This is a genomic window from Rheinheimera texasensis DSM 17496, from assembly GCF_000711985.1.
Taxonomy (GTDB): domain Bacteria; phylum Pseudomonadota; class Gammaproteobacteria; order Enterobacterales; family Alteromonadaceae; genus Pararheinheimera; species Pararheinheimera texasensis.
Map to the genome: position 1 here is coordinate 537,792 of NZ_JONU01000008.1, position 20,881 is coordinate 558,672.

Below are 20,881 nucleotides of genomic sequence, written 5' to 3' on the forward strand. Positions count from 1 at the left end.
CAACGGAAAATTCCGCTGAATTTCAGCGAATTTGCGCAGATTTTGCGCAATAGATTCAAAGTTGACTACACTTGCCGACAGTCGCTGTCCTGGCTGCATAAAAGTGTTATTTATCATAGCTGGTCTGTGGGTTTAGTGCTAAAATCCGCCGCTGTGTACGTGTATCTGTTGAAATCTGGTTATAAATCAGCCAGCTTTCGCCAGATGCGCTGCGAGGCGAGCAGCCGTAAAAACCAGGCCCTGTTTCTTCCCGTTAAAGTAGTGCAAGTACGTATGATTAAAATTAAAAAAGGATTGGACATTCCCCTGTCGGGCAGTCCTAAACAAGTGATCCATGACGGTCCTGCCGTCAAATCGGTCGCGTTACTGGGTGAAGAGTATGTCGGTATGCGTCCTACAATGCTGGTTGAGGTTGGGGACAAAGTAAAAAAAGGTCAGGGTCTTTTTGAAGACAAAAAAAATCCTGGCGTGAAATTTACTGCCGCTATCTCTGGAACCGTTACTGCGATTAACCGTGGTGCTAAACGTGTGCTGCAATCTTTAGTGATTGAGGCGGACGGTTCAGCTGACGCGGTGCAATTCCCCAAATTTGCTGCTGATGCACTGAACAGCCTCGACGCTGCTGCAGTGAAACAGCAACTGTTGGATTCCGGTTTGTGGACTGCGTTCCGCACCCGTCCATTCAGTAATATTCCAGCCATTGACAGCTCGCCTCGTGCGATTTTTGTCACTGCTATCGATACCAACCCACTCGCAGCAGATCCAGCTGTAGTCATTGCAGCAGCCGCTGCGGACTTCCAGCATGGTCTGACGGTTCTGAGCAAGCTGACGACAAATAAAATTTATGTTTGTAAAGCTGCTGGCGCCAATGTCCCGGCTGCGGGTCAGGTTCAGGTTGAAGAGTTTGCTGGTCCGCATCCTGCGGGATTACCTGGCACGCATATTCACTTCCTCGAGCCGGTGTCGCTGACCAAAGTGGTTTGGCATATCAATTATCAGGACGTCATTGCCATCGGTAAATTATTCACCACTGGTGAATACCATGCTGAGCGGGTGATTTCCCTGGCTGGTCCTGTCGTTAAAAATCCTCGTTTAATCAAAACTTTACTGGGTGTTTCTATCACTGACCTGGTGCAGAGTGAGCTGCAGGACGGTAGCAACCGTATTATCTCAGGCTCAGTGCTTGCAGGCAGAACAGCAGTTGGTGTTCATGCTTATCTGGGACGCTTCCACAACCAGGTGTCTGTGTTGGCGGAAGGGTTCGAAAAAGAATTCCTTGGCTGGCTGTCGCCAGGCGCAAGTAAATTCTCTGTGACCCGTGCTTACCTGTCGCACTTAAGCCCGAAACGTCTGTTTAATATGACCACAACCACCAACGGTTCAGACCGCGCTATGGTGCCAATCGGCAATTACGAGCGTGTGATGCCGCTGGATATCCTGCCAACATTGTTGCTGCGGGATTTACTGGTCGGCGATTCAGACGGCGCGGTAACCTTGGGTTGTTTAGAACTGGATGAAGAAGATCTGGCGCTTTGTACTTTTGTCTGCCCTGGTAAGTATGACTACGGCGTGGCACTGCGAAATGCGCTGACGACCATCCAGAAGGAAGGCTAAGATGAGTTTGAAGCATTATTTGGAAAGTATTGAACCGCATTTCGAAAAAGGCGGCAAACACGAAAAGTGGTATGCATTGTACGAAGCAGTCGCCACTATTCTTTATACCCCTGGTAAAGTTACGAAATCAGCGACTCATGTCCGTGACAGTATCGACCTGAAACGCATCATGATTTTCGTCTGGTTAATGCTTTTCCCGGCGATGTTCTTCGGTATGTTTAACATCGGCCATCAGGCTGCCATCGTGTTGTCAGAAACGGTTAAATTACCGGATACCTGGCAGGTTGCCTTGTTCCACGCCTTCGGCGGTGAACTGACGCCTGATTCAGGTTGGGGCGCGAAGATGTGGTACGGTGCCTGCTGGTTCCTGCCAATTTACGCCACTGTGTTTATCGTCGGTGGTTTCTGGGAAGTATTATTTGCTTCTGTGCGTAAGCACGAAATCAACGAAGGTTTCTTCGTCTCTTCGATTCTATTTGCACTGATCCTGCCGGCTTCTATCCCGCTTTGGCAAGCAGCTTTAGGTATTTCCTTCGGTATTGTGGTGGCAAAAGAAGTATTCGGTGGTACTGGCCGTAACTTCCTGAACCCGGCACTGGCTGGACGTGCTTTCCTGTTCTTCGCCTATCCGGCACAAATTTCCGGCGATAAAGTCTGGACTGTCGCAGACGGTTATGCGGGCGCGACCTGGTTGTCAAAAGCCGCTAACGGTGAAGTGTCAGACTGGTCTGTAAACGCACAGTGGTGGGATGCCTTCTACGGTTTTATTCCGGGTTCAATCGGTGAAACTTCAACGCTGGCGCTGATGATTGGTGGTTTGGCACTGATTTATCTGCGTATCGCTTCCTGGCGTATTGTTGCCGGTGTGTTGGTCGGTACTATTGTGTTTGCCACTATGTTTAACCTGATTGGTTCAGAAACGAACTCTATGTTTGCGATGCCTTGGTACTGGCACGTGGTATTAGGCGGTTTTGCCATCGGCATGTTCTTTATGGCGACTGACCCGGTATCTGCTTCGTTTACCGACACCGGTAAATGGGCATACGGTATTCTGATTGGTTTTATGGTGGTAATGATTCGTGTGGTGAACCCTGCTTATCCGGAAGGCATGATGCTGGCAATTCTGTTCGCCAACCTGTTTGCGCCTTTGTTTGACTATATGGTCGCGCAATCAAACATTAAGCGGAGGCTGGCTCGTAATGTCTAATAATAACGAAAGCATCGGCAAAACGTTTTTTGTCGTGATTGGCCTGTGTCTGATTTGTGCGATTTTCGTCGCCGCTTCAGCAGTGGGCTTACGGCCGAAACAAGCCGAAAACAAGCTGTTGGATGCGCAGAAAAACATTCTGATTGCGACCGGTATGCTCAATGGCGAAGACATCAAAGCACAGTTTGAAAAACACGTGCAGGTGCGTCTGGTAAATCTGGATACCGGTGACTTTGTTGATCAGGATCCGCTGACCTATGACTACCGCAAGATGATGAAAGATCCTGCTGGTAGTGTGATGTTAGATGAAAAGGACGACCCGGCTAAAATTAAGAGCCGTGCCAACATCGCTCCTGTTTATCTGGCTTATGTTGACGGTGTTGAATCCAAAAACATTTCTTTTGTTGTTCTGCCTATTCACGGGTACGGTCTGTGGTCAACGATGCACGGCTTCCTGGCGTTAGACAAAGACGGCAACACCATTAAAGGCCTGAACTACTATGAGCATGGTGAAACGCCTGGTTTAGGTGGCGAGATCCAGAATCCGAAGTGGGTCGCTCAGTTTGTCGGTAAAAAACTGTTAGACGATGCTGGTCAGCCTGCGATCAAGATCCTCAAACCAGGCAATGCCAACCCGGCGTCTGCATCGGAAGTTGATGGTTTATCAGGTGCCACTCTGACCAGTAACGGTGTGCAAAGTACCTTTGCATTCTGGTCTGGTGCTAAAGGTTTTGCCCCATTCCTGACTAAAGTGCGTCAAGGAGCATTAAACAATGGCTAGTGCAAAAGAAATGAAGTCACTGGTTTTCGGACCAGTGTTTGCGAACAACCCAATTGCCTTACAGGTATTAGGGATCTGTTCAGCGTTAGCAGTCACGACGAAGCTGGAAAAAGCTTTAGTTATGGGCCTGGCGCTGACGTTAGTAACCGCGTTTTCCAGTATGTTTATTTCGATGATCCGTAATCACATTCCTTCGAGTGTGCGGATTATTGTGCAAATGACCATTATCGCATCATTGGTTATCGTAACCGACCAAATCCTGAAAGCTTATGCCTACAGCGTGGCAAAAGAATTGTCGGTATTCGTTGGCCTGATTATTACCAACTGTATCGTAATGGGCCGCGCTGAAGCTTATGCCATGAAGAGCCCGCCATTGATGTCATTCCTGGATGGCATCGGTAATGGTTTAGGTTACACGGTGCTGCTGGTGATCGTTGCTGTGGTGCGTGAACTGTTAGGTTCAGGTTCACTGATGGGCGTAGAAATCCTGCCACTGGTCAGTGCTGGCGGCTGGTATGTGCCTAACGGTTTGCTGTTAATGCCACCAAGTGCATTCTTTATCATCGGTCTGTTAATTTGGGCCCTGCGGACCTGGCGTCCAGAGCAGCAAGAGAAGCACTAAGGAGTCGCAGATGGAACATTATTTAAGTTTGTTTGTGCGTGCTGTTTTCGTCGAAAACATGGCGCTGTCGTTCTTCCTTGGGATGTGTACTTTTATTGCGATCTCCAAACAGGTCAAAACGGCATTTAGTTTGGGTATTGCCGTAACGGTAGTTCTGGGTTTGTCAGTCCCGTTAAACAACATTGTGTTTAAGCAGTTTTTGGCGCCAGGTGCGCTGGACTGGGCTGGCTTCCCTGATACGGATCTGAGCTTCCTTGGCTTTATTGCTTACATCGGTGTAATTGCCGGCTTGGTACAGGTTCTGGAAATGTTCCTGGATAAATATGTACCTGCTCTGTATAACGCTCTGGGTATCTTTCTGCCATTAATCACAGTGAACTGTGCCATCTTTGGCGCCGTTGCTTTTATGGTTGAGCGCGATTACACCCTGGCAGAAAGTACAGTATTTGGTTTAGGTAGTGGTATTGGTTGGACTATGGCGATCACCGTCATGGCAGCTATCAGTGAAAAACTGAAATACGCCGATGTGCCGCTGGCTTTACGTGGTCTGGGTTCACGCTTCTTTATGGTGGGTCTGATGAGTCTGGGTTTCCTGTCGTTCTCAGGCGTATCCCTGTAAGCATCAGTAGTAAAAGGAAAAAACAATGCAATATACTGAGATTTATCTTGGTGTTGGGATGTTCACCTTACTGGTTGTAGCCTTGGTCATTATGATTCTGGTTGCAAAAGCCAAGCTGGTGTCTGCCGGTGAAATTACCATCAACATCAATGGTGATGCCAGCAAAGCGATCAAAGCAAATGCCGGTGGTAAGTTATTAGGTGTTTTGGCTGACAAAGGCATCTTCCTGTCTTCAGCCTGTGGTGGTGGTGGTTCTTGTGGCCAGTGCCGCGTTCATGTGCATGCTGGTGGCGGTGATGTATTACCGGTCGAATTTGGTCACCTGACCAAAGGCGAACGTCGTGAAGGCTGTCGTCTGGCTTGTCAGGTCAGCGTGAAAACTGACATGGACATCGAAGTTGAACCAGAGATCTTTGGGATCAAAAAGTGGGCTTGTACTGTTATTTCAAATGACAACAAAGCCACTTTTATTAAAGAACTGAAACTGCAAATCCCGGATGGCGAATCAGTACCGTTCCGCGCTGGTGGTTACATTCAGATTGAAGCGCCTGCGCACCATGTGAAATATGCCGATTACGATATTCCGGCGGAATACCGTGGTGACTGGGAACGCTTTAAGTTCTTCACACTGGAGTCAAAAGTGGATGAGCCGACGATTCGTGCTTATTCCATGGCGAACTATCCGGAAGAAGAAGGCATCATCATGCTGAACGTGCGGATCGCAACGCCGCCGCCAAACAACCTGACGCTGCCATGCGGTAAAATGTCTTCATACATCTGGAGTCTGAAAGCCGGTGACAAAGTGACGATTTCTGGTCCATTTGGTGAATTCTTCGCCAAAGACACAGATGCGGAAATGGTGTTTATCGGCGGTGGTGCTGGTATGGCGCCAATGCGTTCACACATTTTTGACCAGCTGCGCCGGTTGAAATCCAAGCGGAAAATCAGCTTCTGGTATGGTGCCCGTTCGAAGCGCGAAATGTTCTATGTTGAAGATTTCGACATGCTGCAGGCTGAGAACGAAAACTTCCAGTGGCATGTGGCCTTGTCAGATCCACAACCAGAAGACAACTGGACTGGTTACACAGGTTTTATTCATAACGTCATTTATGAAAACTACCTGAAAAACCACAAAGCACCGGAAGATTGTGAATTCTACATGTGTGGTCCGCCGATGATGAACAAAGCGGTGATCAACATGCTGAAAGACTTAGGTGTTGAAGACGACAATATCTTATTGGACGACTTCGGTGGTTAATCACTGACAGCACGAAAAAAACCAACCTCCGGGTTGGTTTTTTTATGCCTGAAATTTCGCACCACAAGCTGATGTTCCACCGATACAACTGGCTGTTTGGCCGGAAAACATAGTCGTTGACCCGATTTGGCGTTAAAATGGCGCTCCTGCGGCGTCAGTGATCTGCCAGCCACAAAATTTAATTTAATGCGTAGAGAGGTTGTCATGGAAGTATTTCTGTTGACGTTTGCTGTGCTGTTAATCGTCGTGTTGGCCATGGCTGTTGGTTATATTGTGCAACGCAAAACTATCGCCGGCAGCTGCGGTGGTTTAGATGCACTGGGCATTGAAAAAGCCTGTGATTGTGAAAATCCGTGTGAAAAACGCCAGGAACGGATGCGTAAAGAAAAACTCTGGCAAGAAAATAAAATCATCTGATCTCTGGCAGTCCGGCTGCCTGTTAAGGATATACAAATGGCTTACCCTACACCCGTTGCTGTGCCATCCCTGCAGTCTGCCGCACCGTCAGACTGGGATGCACTGATTTGTATCGCAGAAAACTTCCGGCAATTACCTGATGCTGCTTTGACAGATTTCGTGAGTCAGCAACAGTGGATTGACCAACGAATTGGCCGTGAAACTGTCACCAGCATTTGCCCCGCAGCGCCGGGACAACGTCTGATTCTGGCACCAACAGGCCCGTTATTACGTGATTTTGATGATGTGCGCTGTATTGCAGATGTCGCCAAAATTGCGATTCAGCAGGCAAAAGCAGCAGGCGCAGTGCGGCCATTGCTGTGGCTGCAAACGCCGGCAGATCCCCGCTACAGTGAAGCATTAGCGGTGGCGTACCTTGCGGCTGCGCAGGCGTTGTGGCAACCGCTGGAAGGCCGTGAAGCGCGCGGAGAGCTGCAGGTTGAACCTGTATTAGCAATAGGTCTGATTGGTTTGCCAGCTGATGAAGCCAACTTTTTAGCCGCTACCGAAGCAGGACGCCGGCTGGCCCGGGACTTATGTGGCACAGAACCAGAGCGCATGGCGCCATTGCGTTTTGCGGACTACTGCGTTGATGCCTTTGCCGGCACCGATGTGAAGGTCAAAGTCGAAACCAATACCGAACAGCTGCTGGTGGACTATCCGTTACTGATGGCTGTGGCCCGCAGTTCTTTAGCAGTGCCGCGGCATCGCCCTGCAGTGATCCGGTTGGAATACAACCCGTCCGGCCCTGTCAGCAAAACGCTGTTATTCGCTGGTAAAGGGCTGGTCTATGACACAGGTGGTGCAGACCTTAAAATCAATGGCGGCATGGCCGGGATGAGTCGCGACAAAGGCGGCGCCGCTGCAGTGGCCGGTTTTATGAAAACCGTCGCCATGCTAAAACCAGCCGGCTTAAAGGTCGTCGCCGAGATCGGTGCTGTGCGTAACAGTATTGGCTCTGATGCTTTTGTCGCTGACGAGATCATTACCAGCCATGCCGGTGTGCGGGTGCGGATTGGCAATACCGATGCCGAAGGCCGTCTGGTACTGGCCGATTTAATGTCACACTTACGCCAACAGGCGAAAGACGCCGTCAACCCTGCTTTGTTTTCAATTGCGACCCTGACTGGCCATGCTGCCCGGGCAGTTGGCCCATATACAGCACTGGTCGAAAACGGTGCCGCACGCAAAAATGGTGTGTCAGCACAGATCGCTCAGGCTGGCGACATTTGGGGTGACCCTTCTGAGCTGTCGTCCAGCCGGCGCGAGGATTTTGCCTTTATCAAAGCCCGCAGTTGCGCTGACGATGTACTGAGCTGTAACAACGCACCATCGTCAGTGACGGCACGTGGGCACCAGTTCCCAATGGCATTTTTGGTCGTCGCCGCTGGTTTGGATCAAAGTTCGGCACTTGAAAATAGCTTACCTTATGTCCACATCGATATTGCCGGTAGCGGCGTTGACGGCGGTGACTGGCAACATGGCAAGCCGTCTGCTGCCCCTGTGACCAGCTTAGCGGCGACTTATCTGCGTTAGGTCTGAAGTAGCTGCAGTGGAGATGAACTTTGCTGCAGCTCAGCCGTCCTGATGGAAATTGGTTGTCGGCTGCTTGTTGTCTGTTTATGCTGTAGCGAATATCTGCGACAGGTTCGAGTCAGGTTAATGGACGAATGAGACTCCGCGAAACCCTTGTTATCTATATGTTTCCTTTGATGGTTTTGCCAACCTTAGCCTTTGGCTATCTGGCATATCGTTACAGCGAATCGTCGTTTGTCCAGCAAGCCTTCATCAAGGTGGCGCAGCATCTTGAGATCCAACAAGAAAAACTCAGCAGTTATCTGAATAATCATCAGATGCATCTGCAGCATCTGAGCCGAAGTGAAAGTACACTCGCATTTCTTGACTCGCAGACTGCCGACTTGCCACGCCTGAAAGACCAGTTCCGGCAATATCAGAAAGCCAACCCTGATGTTGAGCAAATTAAGTTATTACGCCTCAATGGCGAGTTGGTGTTTCAGTTGCCGCAACAAAACGGCGAAAATATCTCAGGCAGCCGCTTTCGCGCCGACTATTTTACTTCACTACAAGGCATGATCGAGGATTCCGGTATCTTCATCAGCCGTGAATCTGACCAGCAAAAATTACACGTGATCCTGGCCCAGAAAATTTACCAGCTGGCCAACAATAGCAGTGAAATCGACCGGCTTTGGGGTTATCTGGTGGTGAACCTGAATGTCGGTCTGCTGGACGAAATCGTCCAGAACCGCCTGTTGTCATCTAATGTGAATTTGATCGTCAGTGCCGGTGGCACCATTGCTTACGCTGACAAAGCCAATTTAATTGGCAGTGCGTTGGCGCCAACCAATTTCTCTCAGGTGCAGCGCTCTGTTGGAGCTGAACATCTGCAATCGATAGTTTTACTCGGTAAGCCAATGCAGGTGCTGGGCGCGTCTTTACCCGGCAACTTCATGCTGGTCAGTGCGGTTGACGAAACAGAATTGATGGATGTTTCTGAGTTTTTGCCTTTGTTTTTGTTTTTCGTCAGCATCCTGTTTTCAGTCGGTCTGCCGTTGTTATGTTACTGGTTGTTGGTTCATTATATTTTTGAGCCCATCAAAGTACTGACTGAGGCCAAAACGGCTGTAGGGCGGGGTGACCTCAGCACCTTGCTGACGGTGAAAAAACAAGATGAACTTGGTGATATGTTCGCCGCATTTAACGTGATGGTGCGCCAGCTTCGGGTCTACCGCGAGCGTGAGCGGGCTTATAAGCAGCAGCTGGAAGAAAAAGTTCAGAAAAGAACGCAGGACCTGGCGCGGGCTAACAGCAATCTGGCCAGCGCGAACCAGCAGCTGATCCTGGCGCGTGAGTCTGCCGAACAGGCTAACCGGCTTAAAAGTGTATTCCTGGCTAACATGAGCCATGAAATTCGCACGCCATTGACCGCCATCATCGGTTTTAGCGAACAAGCACTGGTGGAACAAGACCCAGAGCAAATGAATGATTACCTCAAACGCGTCCTGCGCAGTGGCGATCATTTATTAAATCTGATCAATGACATCTTAGATCTGTCAAAAATCGAAGCTGATAAACTGGAATTGTCTTATGCCCAGTTTAATTTTCTGCAGGTTATTGATGATATCTATCAGCAAACCCGGAATCAGGCTCAGGCCAAGGCGCTGGACTGTGTGCTGGAACTGAACTATCCATTGCCAGCCTTTCTGCGCACCGATGAATTGCGTTTTCGCCAGGTGTTGTTAAATCTGACCAGCAACGCACTGAAGTTTACGCAGCGTGGCAAAGTGCTGATCCAGGTCAGTTATCAGTCTGGCGACGAGCTGTTGCTGATCCGGATTAAAGATACCGGTATTGGTATGAGTGCTGAGGAACTGACCAAGTTATTCCAGCCGTTTGTTCAGGCGGACGCCACAGTTACCCGTAATTTCGGTGGCACCGGGCTGGGGCTGGTGATTTCGAAGAAGCTAATGCAGCAGATGAACGGTGACATTCGGGCCGAAAGTGTGAAAGGGCTCGGTAGCTGCTTTGAAATTCAAATGCATTGCGACACCCAACAAATCAGTCTGGTTGACCATTTTGAGCCGGTGGCAAATTCGGAGCAGATCCAACCGGAATCCGATTGTCAGCCACAACTACGGATTCTGGTGGCTGAGGACAATACCGATAACCAGCTACTGGTTGCTGTGTTACTGCGTAAGATCAATGCGGAATTTACCATGGTCGCTAATGGCCATCAGGCCGTACAAAAACTGCTGCTGGAAGATTTTGATTTAGTGTTCATGGATATGCAGATGCCGGAAATGGGCGGCGAAGAGGCAACCCGACTGATCCGCCATGCCGGTATAGATGTCCCTATTATTGCGCTTACTGCAAACGTGATGCGGGAAGATCACCAGCGTTATCTTGAAGCGGGATGTCAGGCGCTGCTGGGCAAACCGATAGTGCAGCACGATTTTTACGCTATGATCCGCCAGTACACCCGCAAAGATCGTCAACTCGAAGATGAGCTGGCGTTAAAGCTTGAACAGGATCCGGCCATTATTGCGCTGAAACAGGATTTTGCGCAGCGGCTGCCCGCGCAATTGCAGCAGCTGGCCCAGTTACATCATCAACAAGACCTGGCTGCATTGCAGTATGAAGCCCACAGCCTGAAGGGCTGTGCCGGTAGTATGGGGTTTCCGGAAATTACCCAGCTGGCAGCAGAACTCGAGCTGTCAGCGAAATCCCAGGACGCTTTTGCCTGTCAGCTGATTATTCAGCGAATGCAGCAACATACCGGCCAGACTGTGGCCATTGGTTAAGAGTAAAACGATGCCAGACAGTTTTCAGTTACACCCGCAGTTAGCGGCAGATTCAGTATTCCTGGCGGATTGGCCTTTGTGCCAGGTCAGGCTTATCAATGACCAGCAATATCCATGGTTTATTTTGGTCCCCAGGTGCGAGGGGGCGCGTGATGTTATTGATTTAACGGAAGCGGAGCAGTTGCAATTATGGGCAGAAAGCCGGGCGCTTAGTCTTTATCTGCGCCAGGATTATCATCCCGACAAGTTGAACCTCGCTGCACTTGGCAACATGGTGCCACAGTTGCATTTGCACCATATTGCGCGATTTGTGCAGGATCCGAGCTGGCCTGCACCTGTCTGGGGGAAATATCCTGCCAAGGCTTATTCCGCGTTACAATTAACGGAGATCCAGCGGCGCTGGTCCGCACGTTCATCGGTTTAAAGGAGTTTATATGTCGGCGGATAATGCTTTATTGACGTTGTTGATGGAAAAACTACGCAACAATTTACTGGTACTGCCGACTTTACCTGAGATCGCGGTCCGGGTGCGGCAGGCGGCAGATGACCCGGATATTAATCTGCATTCAATGGCAGAAGTGATTGCGCTGGACCCGGCGCTCGCTGCAAGGATGCTGAAAGTTGCCAACAGTGCCTTTTTAGGCCGCAGTATCAAAGTGAACACGTTAAATCAGGCGGTGACGCGGATTGGCTTGTTTCAGGTGAAAAATATCGCGACTGCCATGGCGCTGGAGCAACTTTTTGTCAGCCAGCATCCGCAAGTGTTGGAGCAAATGAGCGAGCTGTGGCGCGAGACCATTGAAACCACCTGCATTGCGATGGCCTGTCTGAAGTTCTACCAGCAAAGCCACAAACATGTCCCGCTCAATCTCGATACGCTGACCCTGGCTGCGCTGGTGTATCAGATCGGTGCTTTACCGATTTTAACTGAGGCCGAAAAGTATCCGGCTGTATTTGCTGAACCCACGTATTTGCGTCACGCCATTCGTGACCTCTCGGCCAGTATCGGCGTCGTGATCCTGCAAAGTTGGGGTTTTGCTGACATTTTTATCAAAGTGACGCAGGATTGGGCGGGGCTGCAAACCAGTGATGAGGTTTGCTATACCGATTTTGTCCGACTGGCTGCGATTGCGCGGCAACAGTTTCCAAGGCGCAGCAATGAACCCCAGTTACTGGAGCAGTATTTGGCACAGGGATTAATCCCCAAAGTGAATTTTATGCAGGACCCGCAGATAGCGCAGAACTATCAGGATGCGAAGACCATGTTTATGTGAACCCGGTGCTTTGCTTCTGATGCTAAAACGAAATCGGGGCGATTAAATCGCCCCGATTATTGATCAAGCTTTGACCAGCGGCTGAACCTGGTCTTTGATAACGTGCAGCACTTGCGCCAGCTCGTTAGCCATCACTAACAAATCCGCATCGAGGCGCAGGATTAGGTCTTCCCAGCCCAATTCATCATTTTTATTCGCCAGCAACTCTTCAAACTGCAGCTTTTTGATGCTGCCATCTTCACAAATCATCAGACTCAGCAGCTCTGGCTGTACCAGCTCTAATTTGGTGACCAGCTTATCTTCGAGGTGACTTTGCACTTCATCAGTGGTCAGAAGATGGTTACTGAAACGAACTTTGGCACCTTCTTCATCCGGCGCTTTTAGCTCTGCATCATGACCCAGACTAAAACCGGCTGGCAACGCCTGATTGCTGAGCCATTGTTGCATCGACTGGCTGAGCTGATTGCTGTCAATCCATGGCACTGCCGGTAAAGACCCTAGCGCCTTGCGCAGTAGCGCCAGCAAATCCTCGGCGCGGCTGGCAGAACTGGTGTTAACGATAAACCAGTTATTTTTTGCATCGTAAATCGCCTGCGTCACGGTTGAACGGCTAAATGCCCGTGGTAACAATGTTTGTATGAGTTCTTCTTTCAGCGCCTGTTTTTCTTTACGTCCTAATGGCCGGCCTTTTTCCGCTTCCAGCGTGTCAATTTTTGGTTGTAATTCTTCATTGATCACGGCGGCAGGCAGCACTTTTTCCTGACGCTTCAACGCGAATACAAACAGATGCTCCAGCTGATGCGCGTAGGATTTAATGCTGGGGTGCAGCGGGAAGGTAAAGCCGAGTTTCAACGCATCCTGGCCCATGCAGGGCGTGAATTTATGCTCAGCCAGTGCAGTATCGAGTTTATCGATATTGAGGTTTAACGGTTCAGTAATTTGATATACACGCAGGTTTTTAAACCACATAGTCAGCAAGGTCCGAAATTCAGAAAAGGCGGTCAGTATAACCGGAATGGACGAGGCGACAACCCGGCGACGTTAGAAAGCAAGGTCGCCGGTTGGATGATTGCTCAACGTTTCAGCACTTTGGGGAAACGAATATGGTAGGCCAGGCCCTGACCTGGTTCACTTCGCACCTGAATGCTGCCGCCAAGTGTCTGCCGTACCAGGTTGTAGGTAATATGTGTGCCAAGGCCGCTGCCACCCTGATCCCTTTTGGTGGTAAAGAACGGATGGAACAGTTTTTCCAGTTGCTCTGCGGTTAGGCCTTTGCCGTTGTCGCTGTAATTGATATCAACAATGTTGCCTTCGTCGATAACAGTAATGTTGATATTGCCTTCTTCCATGTCTTCAAAACCGTGGATTAGAGAATTCATCAGCAGGTTGGTAAAAATCTGCGAAATGGCGCCAGCCGGGCAACTTAACACCAGATTTTCCGGGCAATTGACTTCGATATGGTGTTTGGTCTTTTTAAAATGCGGCTGCAACGAACGGATAATTTCGTTCAGATAATCCTGCAATTGAATAGTGCGGATCGCCTCGCTGGTTTGATCCACCGCGATTTGTTTAAAGCTGGCAATCAGTTCTGAAGCACGCACCAGATTGGTATTTAACAACTCGGTGCCTTGTTTGGCTTCTTCGATAAAATGTTCCAGTGCTTTAGGGGACAGGCTTTTCTCTTGATATGCATGTTCAAGGGTGGCTAGTTTCTCCGCCAGGAAGCTGGTAGCAGTGACGCCAATCCCCACGGGGGTGTTAACTTCGTGGGTAATACCTGCGACCAAACCGCCCAAGGCAGCCATTTTTTCCGACTGTACCAGCCGGTCTTGAGCCTGACGTAAGTCATTGACCAGTTTTTCCAGTTCGGTTTGTTTGTTGCGCAGGGCATCTTCGGTATGGCGGCGGCGCTCAATCTCTTCCCGTAGCGCCTGCTGTTTCACTTCCAACTCTTGTTTTTGCTGTTGCAGGTCCATCATCGCCTGACTGAGGCCTGAGGTTTTACGGGCGACTTCCTGCTCCAGAATGAGATTGTGCTGGTCGAGTTTTTCATTACTCTGCAAAAGTTGTTTTTGTGTGCTTTCAAGCTGGCCTTTGTAATCCTGCACCCGCGCGATCAGGCGGTTAAAAGCATCGGCCATTACCGCCAATTCGTTGGTGTCGCCATGCTGAATTTCGACTTTGGTGCCTTCGAGATTGTCGAGTTCGAGCTCCTCAATCTGTTGGGTCAGTTCAGCGAGCGGCAAGGTCAGTTGTTTGCGAAAGGCGATCAAAAACAGAATGATCAGGAAAGTTGTTTTTAATACGGCGTTACCAATCAGGAAGTAAATCCCAACTTTAATCCGGTCCAACACAATGGTTCGGCTGGAAAACAACGTGACATCGCCGACCTGAGTGGCGCGGCCGGAGAATTCAAAAATCAGCGGAAAGGTATAACCAAACAAACCACTTTGTTGTTCTGTCAGGCGCACGCCTTCTTTCACCAGCTGATTACTATAGCGCTCACTGATATCCACATATTGGCCCAGCTGGGTGATCACAGCGCCGCTGTCGTCACGCACTATGATGCCTTCAATCGACGGGATGGCTAACAGGCCGTCAGCAATAATCAGCGCTTGCTGAGTGTTGAGTTCCCAAATCGCCCGGGTCAGTGAGCCGGAAATAGTCTGCTGCAGAGTGGCGAGCTCGCCGTTAATATGGTTCTTGGTATTAAAGTATTCGGCGACGATTTGGCCGAGGGTCACGACAAAGGTCAGGATGAAATACACTGACAACACTTTAGTCAGCAGCTTACGCGAAAGGCTTTTTTGTTGCATCTGACATCCTGTGATTTGTGAATACGCTGCCAGTAGAGCCCTGGAGCTGCTAGCCAATGCTATAAAATTAGCTAAAAAAAACAATAATTAAAATACTTTACTACATTATTTGGCTACTGTGTGCGGTGCAACAAATGGATCAGAGGCCAGCATCCCTATGCTGCTGCCAAACTATAGTCCAAATCTGGCTTTACGTAGTCACCGGCAGGCCAGTAAAACTGCTGCTGCATTTTACAATAGCCTGTTTACGGATGTTGCAATCAAAGGGGCAAGTGGTTATATTTTGCCCGTAACTTCAAATAATTATTAGAAATACAGAGGCAGTTCTGCATGGCTTTGCCAGTCCTTATTTGTGACGATTCAATTTTAGCCCGTAAGCAAGTGCGAAAAAGTCTGCCGGAATCCTTTGATGCGGAATTTCAGACAGCCGGCAATGGTTTAGAAGCGTTGGCCGTACTGCGCAGTCAGGAAATTGGTCTGGTGTTTCTGGATTTAACCATGCCTGAATTAGATGGCGTCGGCGTGCTCGAAGCGATTAAGGCCGAAGGGATTGATTGTTTTGTTATTGTAATTTCTGCCGACATCCAGCCGGAAATGCAAAAGCGGGTGATGGAACTTGGTGCTCTAGCTTTTGTACAAAAACCGGTAAACGAAGACAAAATCATTGGCGTGCTGAAACAGTATGGTTTCATATGAATAATCTTGGCTTCAGTGAAGAGCAGCGCGACTGCCTGCAGGAAATCATCAACGTTGCGATGGGCCTTGCCAGCGACAAGCTGGCGCGTTTCCTCAACACCTTTGTCCATCTGCAGGTGCCTTCTATTGCTTTAGTCGGCGCTATGCATATCCCGGAAGAATTCGAAAACCGTTATCAGGATGCCGAAGCTGCATTGGTCAGTCAGGGCTTTTTTGGTAACGAAGGCGTGCGTGGCGAAGCCATAGTGCTGTATCAGATGGAAAATGCGCACAAAATCTCCGCTTTGCTCGGTTATGAAGCCGGTGATGTCTCAGAAATTGAAATGTTGACTGACATCAGCTCTATTTTGACCACCACTTTCTTAAACGGTTTAGCCGACCAGATTGAAAACAGCCTGTCATATTCTGCGCCCAGAATATTGTCGTCGCGCCATGGTAATGTTGCCGACGTGCTGAAAAATACTTCGTTTCACTGGGAGCATGCACTAAAAGTGGATATCAGTTATCAGCTTATCGACCACTCCTTTAACTGTGACATGATTTTGCTGATCCCCGGCGAAGCGGTCAGTAATATCAAAAATATTCTGGATCGGATCCTGGAAGCCTATTGATGTTTCAGGAAATGGTCTGCAATCCGGTTCTCGCTGCACTCAATAGCGGCGTGATTGTGATTGATGACGAATACAATATCCGTTATCTGAATGCCTTCATTGAACGGCATGGCAATCTGCAATTGAGTGAAGTGGCAGGTAAGTCGTTGTTTAACGTGTTTGCCGATCTGCCCGAAGCCTGGCTCAAACGCAAACTGATGAGTGTGCTGGATTTAAACTCGCCGGCGTTTAGCAGCTGGGAGCAGCGCCAATACATTTTTAAGCTGCCGCATTTACGGCCTATCACCAGTAGTAGCCAGTACATGGCGCAAAACTGCACTATGCTGCCGCTCGCCACAGCACAACATGAACAACCACTGATTTGTATTCTGATTGAAGATGCCACCGATGCTTTTGTTTACCAGCAGCATTTAAGCCGTACGCTGATCGAACTGGAAAAAGCCAACCGGCAGGATGGCCTGACCAAAGTACAAAACCGGCGTTATTGGGAAGAGCAGCTGAAGCAGGAAATTCATCGCGCCCAGCGTTACCAGCATTCACTCAGCCTGATTTTGTTTGATTTGGATAAATTTAAAGATCTGAACGATAAATATGGCCATCTGGGTGGTGACTTTGTGTTGGTCGAGCTGGCGTCTTTTATCGGCAGTCTGTTACGTGATTCAGATTTACTCGGCCGCTATGGCGGTGAGGAGTTTGGCATTATTTTGCCTGACACTGGCCTGGAAGGGGCGGCCGAGGTCGCCGAGCGGATCTGCCGGGCTGTGGCCGATTATTCGATGCTGTTTAACCAGCAGACTATTCGGGCAACGCTCAGTATGGGCGTGGCTGAATTTGAGCCGAAACAACATTTCTTGCATGACGATTTAATTCGTTGCGCAGACATGGCATTATACAACGCGAAAAGAACCGGCCGGAACCGGGTATGTTGTTATCAGGCCGGCGAAACGGACTATCACAAAAAGGCGAACTGAAATAATCTACACATTTAGATTGACAGACGTCTAAAACAATGCGCATATAAGACGCATGAAATATACCAAAATTATCAATACAACCACCACGATTATTACCACCAGCCCTGCGGGGTAGGAGGTCGGCGGCGTATTGTCTTGAGAAAAGGCCCGTGACCTCAACAGTCACGGGCCTTTTGCGTTTTATCTGAGGAGCAAAAAAATGCGGGTGCTTAAGTTTGGGGGTTCGTCGTTAGCGTCTGTGGCGCGGTTTCTGGAAGTTGCGGCTATTGTGCGGTCGCAACCACAAACCGAGCCGGTTGGACTGGTTTTATCTGCACCACATGGGGTGACCAATTTATTGGTTGAGCTGACGGACCTGGCCTTTCTGGGCACCGGTTATCAGGATGCATTAAATGGCTGGCGGCAGCGGTTGCAAAAAATGCTGGCGGATGCGGCGGCAGTGCTTGATAGTGCCGCGCAGCAGCGGTTGCAAGATGTGGTCGCTGCGCAAGATGCGACACTGAGCAATCGGTTGCAAGGCGTTGAATTACTGCATTATTGTCCGGACCATATCAAGGCACAGTTGTTGGGACTCGGTGAGCAATTCAGTGTCGCACTGATGACCGAATTACTGCTGGCGCAGCAGGTGAAGGCTGTGCTGCTCGATTCGGTGCAATGCGTGAAGAGTCAGGGCGATTACCTGAATGCTGTGGCCGATGTGCCTGCTTCAGAAATTGCGCTGGGTGCAGCTGTGAAAAAGCAGCCGGCGCAGGTTTATGTGCTGGCCGGTTTTGTCTCCAGTAACGCGCAAGGCGAACTTTGCCTGCTGGGCCGTAACGGCTCGGACTATTCAGCCGCGATTGTCGCAGCTGCGCTGCGCGCCTCAGTTTGTGAGATTTGGACCGATGTGGACGGTGTTTATAGCGCAGATCCGCGCCAGGTCAAAAATGCCAAACTGATTGACCACTTGTCTTACGACGAGGCAATGGAGCTGTCTTATTTCGGCGCCAAAGTGTTACACCCGAAAACTATTGGTCCGCTGGCGCGTTATCAAATTCCTTGTTACATCAAAAACACGCTGAATCCGCAGGCGCCTGGCAGCTGTATCGACAACCACAACAGTGGCGACAGTCTGGTCAAAGGTATTTCCAGTCTGGAACATCTGGCGCTTATCACAGTATCCGGCCCGGGCCTCAAAGGCGTGGTGGGCATGGCTTCGCGCATTTTTGCCACTATGGCGCGCGAGCAGGTGTCGGTGAATTTAATCACCCAGTCCTCCAGTGAATTCAGTATCAGTTTCTGTGTGGCGCAGCTCGATTTAACCGCCGCCAAACGTGCGCTCGAAGCGGAATTTGAGCTGGAACTGCAGGGCAAATTATTACGTCCACTGGCAATTCAGACCGACATGGCGATTGTCAGTTTAGTCGGCGACGGTATGCGCCAGCACCGCGGTGTGGCGGCGAAGTTTTTCGCGTCGTTATCCCAAGCCCGCGTTAACGTGGTGGCGATTGCACAGGATTCCAGCGAGCGCTCTATCTCAGCGGTGGTTGAGCAGCAAAGCTGCCAGAATGCGGTGAAAGTTTGTCACGAGAACTTCTTCAGCCATGTGCCGAGTATTGATGTGTTCCTGGTCGGTTGTGGCGTGGTCGGCAGTGAATTGCTGGCGCAGTTCCAGCGTCAGCAACAGTTCCTGCAGGGCCGCAATGTGCGCTTAAGCGTTTACGGCATCGCCAACTCGCGCCAGTTATTGTTAAACGGTCAGGGCATTGATTTAACCCGGTGGCAAGCTGCAATGGGGGCAGCGACTGCCCAGTTCTCGCTGGCGGCGCTGGATAAATTTGTGCAGGAACATCATTTAACCAACCCGGTGTTGATTGACTGCACCAGTTCAGAAGCTATTGCGGCGCAGTACAGCCAGTTCCTGGCGGCGGGTTTTCATGTGGTGACGCCAAACAAAAAGGCCAATACCGCCAGCCTCGAGTATTACCGTGAACTGCGTCAGGTGGCGCAGCGTCACCGCCGTCGATTCCTGTATGAGACCACTGTTGGCGCCGGTTTACCGGTGATTGATACGCTGCAAGGCTTGTTAAACGCTGGTGATGAACTGGTGGCTTTTGAAGGCATATTGTCGGGTAGTCTGAGTTACCTGTTCGGTGAGCTGGAAAAAGGCCTGCCGCTGTCGGAAGTCACTGCCAAAGCCAAAGCCATGGGCTTTACCGAACCAGACCCACGCGATGATTTATCCGGCATGGATGTGGCGCGTAAGCTGCTCATTATGGCGCGTGAAGCCGGTCTTGAGTTGGATTTGGCGGATGTCACAGTCGAAGGTGTGTTGCCGGCTGATTTTGCGCCAGGCACTGATGTGGCGACCTTTATGGCCAAGTTGCCAGAACTGGATAGCTGGTACGCTGACAAAGTTGCGGCGGCGCAAGCGGAAAGCAAAGTGTTGCGTTTTATCGGCGAAATCGCCGAGGGTCAGTGCAGAGTCGCGGTCAAAGCTTTAGATCTGGACCATCCGCTCGCCAAGGTGAAAGACGGTGAAAACGCGCTGGCGATCCATACCCGCTATTATCAGCCGATCCCATTTGTACTGCGCGGTTATGGCGCTGGTGCTGCGGTAACAGCGGCCGGTGTGTTTGGCGATGTGATGCGCACACTCGGCTGGCAGCAGGAGGTTTGAGCATGAAGTCGTATTTTGCGCCGGCCTCCACCGGGAATTTTTCGGTAGGTTTTGATTTACTCGGCGCAGCCTTTGAAGCCGTCGACGGCACTTTGCTCGGTGATGAGTTACAGATTATTGCTGAAGCAGACACCATGTCGCTGGAGCTGGCGGGCCGTTATGTCCACCAGCTGCCAGGCGACAGCAACGACAATCTGGTGCTGACCAGCTTTTATGCTTTTGAGCAAAAGGTTGGCCGCACATTACCGCGGCTGAAACTGCGGTTGGTCAAGCATTTACCGGTCGGCAGTGGCCTCGGCTCCAGCGCCTGTTCCATCGTGGTGGCTTGTTATGCCTTTAACGACTACTTCGGTCATCCGCTCAGCGAACGCGAATTGCTGGAGCTGACCGCCGTCTGTGAAGGCGGCGTCAGTGGCGGTGTGCATTACGACAACGTGGCGCCGTCGTTACATGGTGGCTTGCAACTGATGCTGCCGGAAAGCCCGTTGTTGTATCGCCAACTGCCGTGGTTTTCACACTGGCAGGTGGTACTGAGTTATCCGGGCACTGTGCTGTCGACCAAAGCGGCGCGGGCGGTGTTACCGCAGCAGCTGACACTCAAACACAGTATTCAGTTCGCCGGCACTGTGGCGCGTTTTGTCGCCGCTTTGTATAGCGAAGATGAAGTGGAGGCCTTTGCGGCACTTAAAGATGTGGTCGCCGAGCCAGCACGCACGCCGCTCATTCCGGAGTTACCGGCTATTCGAGCCGCGCTGATGGCGGAGGGGATTGGTCATGTTGGAATTTCCGGCGCAGGCCCTACCTTGTTTGCGCTTTGCAGCACGACAGAACGGGCGGAGTTCGCCCGGGCTTATCTGGCGGCGCACTATGAAAAAAATGCTGATGCGATGACGCACATTTGCCGGCTGGCAACCACAGGGGCGCGCGCCCTTTAGGTTGCTGGTTTGAACAATAAATTCAATGATTTAAGAGCAA

18 protein-coding genes are annotated in these 20,881 nt (G+C 50.3%); 16 read left to right on the top strand and 2 right to left on the bottom strand.

The genetic code is table 11. The features are described 5' to 3' along the window. Positions 1-273: 273 nt before the first annotated feature. From Q399_RS0108345 to Q399_RS0108400, 11 genes are all read left to right on the top strand, one after another. The gene (locus Q399_RS0108345; protein WP_031567681.1) at positions 274-1,614 is read left to right on the top strand and encodes a Na(+)-translocating NADH-quinone reductase subunit A; all 1,341 of its coding nucleotides are present in this window, start codon (positions 274-276) and stop codon (positions 1,612-1,614) included. Position 1,615: 1 nt separating this feature from the next. Beyond that, positions 1,616-2,821 carry an NADH:ubiquinone reductase (Na(+)-transporting) subunit B gene (locus Q399_RS0108350; RefSeq protein WP_031567683.1) on the top strand — a complete coding sequence of 402 codons (1,206 nt, stop codon included), beginning with the start codon at positions 1,616-1,618 and terminating at the stop codon, positions 2,819-2,821. Continuing rightward, a complete protein-coding gene (locus Q399_RS0108355) occupies positions 2,814-3,602 on the top strand; it encodes a Na(+)-translocating NADH-quinone reductase subunit C (RefSeq protein ID WP_031567685.1) in 789 nt (262 codons plus the stop codon). Before Q399_RS0108350 ends, Q399_RS0108355 begins: the two co-directional genes overlap by 8 nt. Continuing rightward, entirely contained in the window at positions 3,595-4,224 is a 630-nt protein-coding gene (locus Q399_RS0108360) for an NADH:ubiquinone reductase (Na(+)-transporting) subunit D (protein ID WP_031567687.1), read from the top strand. The genes Q399_RS0108355 and Q399_RS0108360 overlap by 8 nt, the downstream gene beginning before the upstream one ends. Before the next feature lie 10 nt (positions 4,225-4,234). After that, entirely contained in the window at positions 4,235-4,843 is a 609-nt protein-coding gene (nqrE, locus tag Q399_RS0108365) for an NADH:ubiquinone reductase (Na(+)-transporting) subunit E (RefSeq protein ID WP_031567689.1), read from the top strand. 25 nt (positions 4,844-4,868) lie between these two features. After that, positions 4,869-6,101: an NADH:ubiquinone reductase (Na(+)-transporting) subunit F gene (gene nqrF, locus Q399_RS0108370; protein ID WP_031567692.1), complete on the top strand. Its 1,233-nt coding sequence runs from the start codon at positions 4,869-4,871 to the stop codon at positions 6,099-6,101. A 204-nt stretch (positions 6,102-6,305) separates the two neighbouring features. Then, positions 6,306-6,518, top strand: a complete 213-nt coding sequence (gene nqrM, locus Q399_RS0108380) for a (Na+)-NQR maturation NqrM (protein ID WP_031567696.1) — start codon at positions 6,306-6,308, stop codon at positions 6,516-6,518. Between the two features lie 36 nt (positions 6,519-6,554). Continuing rightward, positions 6,555-8,093 carry a M17 family metallopeptidase gene (locus tag Q399_RS0108385; RefSeq protein ID WP_031567698.1) on the top strand — a complete coding sequence of 513 codons (1,539 nt, stop codon included), beginning with the start codon at positions 6,555-6,557 and terminating at the stop codon, positions 8,091-8,093. A 164-nt stretch (positions 8,094-8,257) separates the two neighbouring features. Then, positions 8,258-10,876: an ATP-binding protein gene (locus Q399_RS0108390; protein ID WP_245612857.1), complete on the top strand. Its 2,619-nt coding sequence runs from the start codon at positions 8,258-8,260 to the stop codon at positions 10,874-10,876. A 10-nt stretch (positions 10,877-10,886) separates the two neighbouring features. After that, complete coding sequence (locus tag Q399_RS0108395; protein ID WP_031567703.1) at positions 10,887-11,300, top strand: HIT domain-containing protein; 414 nt, start codon at positions 10,887-10,889, stop codon at positions 11,298-11,300. 10 nt (positions 11,301-11,310) lie between these two features. After that, positions 11,311-12,150, top strand: coding sequence for an HDOD domain-containing protein (locus tag Q399_RS0108400; protein WP_031567705.1), 840 nt, complete (start codon positions 11,311-11,313; stop codon positions 12,148-12,150). A 63-nt stretch (positions 12,151-12,213) separates the two neighbouring features. On the opposite strand, the gene Q399_RS0108405 is transcribed toward Q399_RS0108400, so the two are convergent. Both Q399_RS0108405 and Q399_RS0108410 read right to left on the bottom strand, forming a co-directional pair. Further along, positions 12,214-13,119 (bottom strand): recombination-associated protein RdgC, encoded by a 906-nt coding sequence (locus Q399_RS0108405; protein WP_031567708.1) that lies wholly within the window; start codon positions 13,117-13,119, stop codon positions 12,214-12,216. Between the two features lie 104 nt (positions 13,120-13,223). After that, the gene (locus Q399_RS0108410; RefSeq protein ID WP_031567710.1) at positions 13,224-14,966 is read right to left on the bottom strand and encodes a sensor histidine kinase; all 1,743 of its coding nucleotides are present in this window, start codon (positions 14,964-14,966) and stop codon (positions 13,224-13,226) included. A gap of 330 nt (positions 14,967-15,296) precedes the next feature. On the opposite strand from Q399_RS0108410, the gene Q399_RS0108420 reads away from it, so the two are divergent. The 5 genes from Q399_RS0108420 (at position 15,297) to thrB (ending at position 20,841) form a co-directional block, all read left to right on the top strand. Beyond that, positions 15,297-15,662: a response regulator gene (locus Q399_RS0108420; protein WP_031567712.1), complete on the top strand. Its 366-nt coding sequence runs from the start codon at positions 15,297-15,299 to the stop codon at positions 15,660-15,662. Beyond that, entirely contained in the window at positions 15,659-16,273 is a 615-nt protein-coding gene (locus Q399_RS0108425) for a hypothetical protein (protein ID WP_031567715.1), read from the top strand. Before Q399_RS0108420 ends, Q399_RS0108425 begins: the two co-directional genes overlap by 4 nt. Continuing rightward, positions 16,273-17,244, top strand: a complete 972-nt coding sequence (locus Q399_RS0108430; RefSeq protein WP_031567717.1) for a sensor domain-containing diguanylate cyclase — start codon at positions 16,273-16,275, stop codon at positions 17,242-17,244. Before Q399_RS0108425 ends, Q399_RS0108430 begins: the two co-directional genes overlap by 1 nt. Before the next feature lie 202 nt (positions 17,245-17,446). Continuing rightward, positions 17,447-19,906: a bifunctional aspartate kinase/homoserine dehydrogenase I gene (gene thrA, locus Q399_RS0108435; RefSeq protein WP_031567720.1), complete on the top strand. Its 2,460-nt coding sequence runs from the start codon at positions 17,447-17,449 to the stop codon at positions 19,904-19,906. A gap of 2 nt (positions 19,907-19,908) precedes the next feature. Beyond that, entirely contained in the window at positions 19,909-20,841 is a 933-nt protein-coding gene (thrB, locus tag Q399_RS0108440; RefSeq protein ID WP_031567723.1) for a homoserine kinase, read from the top strand. Positions 20,842-20,881: the final 40 nt, after the last annotated feature.

Coding starts and splice junctions, on each gene's coding strand:
- Q399_RS0108345 (WP_031567681.1), top strand. CDS start 274: ATGATTAAAATTAAAAAAGGATTGGACATTCCCCTGTCGGGCAGTCCT.
- Q399_RS0108350 (WP_031567683.1), top strand. CDS start 1,616: ATGAGTTTGAAGCATTATTTGGAAAGTATTGAACCGCATTTCGAAAAA.
- Q399_RS0108355 (WP_031567685.1), top strand. CDS start 2,814: ATGTCTAATAATAACGAAAGCATCGGCAAAACGTTTTTTGTCGTGATT.
- Q399_RS0108360 (WP_031567687.1), top strand. CDS start 3,595: ATGGCTAGTGCAAAAGAAATGAAGTCACTGGTTTTCGGACCAGTGTTT.
- nqrE (WP_031567689.1), top strand. CDS start 4,235: ATGGAACATTATTTAAGTTTGTTTGTGCGTGCTGTTTTCGTCGAAAAC.
- nqrF (WP_031567692.1), top strand. CDS start 4,869: ATGCAATATACTGAGATTTATCTTGGTGTTGGGATGTTCACCTTACTG.
- nqrM (WP_031567696.1), top strand. CDS start 6,306: ATGGAAGTATTTCTGTTGACGTTTGCTGTGCTGTTAATCGTCGTGTTG.
- Q399_RS0108385 (WP_031567698.1), top strand. CDS start 6,555: ATGGCTTACCCTACACCCGTTGCTGTGCCATCCCTGCAGTCTGCCGCA.
- Q399_RS0108390 (WP_245612857.1), top strand. CDS start 8,258: ATGTTTCCTTTGATGGTTTTGCCAACCTTAGCCTTTGGCTATCTGGCA.
- Q399_RS0108395 (WP_031567703.1), top strand. CDS start 10,887: ATGCCAGACAGTTTTCAGTTACACCCGCAGTTAGCGGCAGATTCAGTA.
- Q399_RS0108400 (WP_031567705.1), top strand. CDS start 11,311: ATGTCGGCGGATAATGCTTTATTGACGTTGTTGATGGAAAAACTACGC.
- Q399_RS0108405 (WP_031567708.1), bottom strand. CDS start 13,119: ATGTGGTTTAAAAACCTGCGTGTATATCAAATTACTGAACCGTTAAAC.
- Q399_RS0108410 (WP_031567710.1), bottom strand. CDS start 14,966: ATGCAACAAAAAAGCCTTTCGCGTAAGCTGCTGACTAAAGTGTTGTCA.
- Q399_RS0108420 (WP_031567712.1), top strand. CDS start 15,297: ATGGCTTTGCCAGTCCTTATTTGTGACGATTCAATTTTAGCCCGTAAG.
- Q399_RS0108425 (WP_031567715.1), top strand. CDS start 15,659: ATGAATAATCTTGGCTTCAGTGAAGAGCAGCGCGACTGCCTGCAGGAA.
- Q399_RS0108430 (WP_031567717.1), top strand. CDS start 16,273: ATGTTTCAGGAAATGGTCTGCAATCCGGTTCTCGCTGCACTCAATAGC.
- thrA (WP_031567720.1), top strand. CDS start 17,447: ATGCGGGTGCTTAAGTTTGGGGGTTCGTCGTTAGCGTCTGTGGCGCGG.
- thrB (WP_031567723.1), top strand. CDS start 19,909: ATGAAGTCGTATTTTGCGCCGGCCTCCACCGGGAATTTTTCGGTAGGT.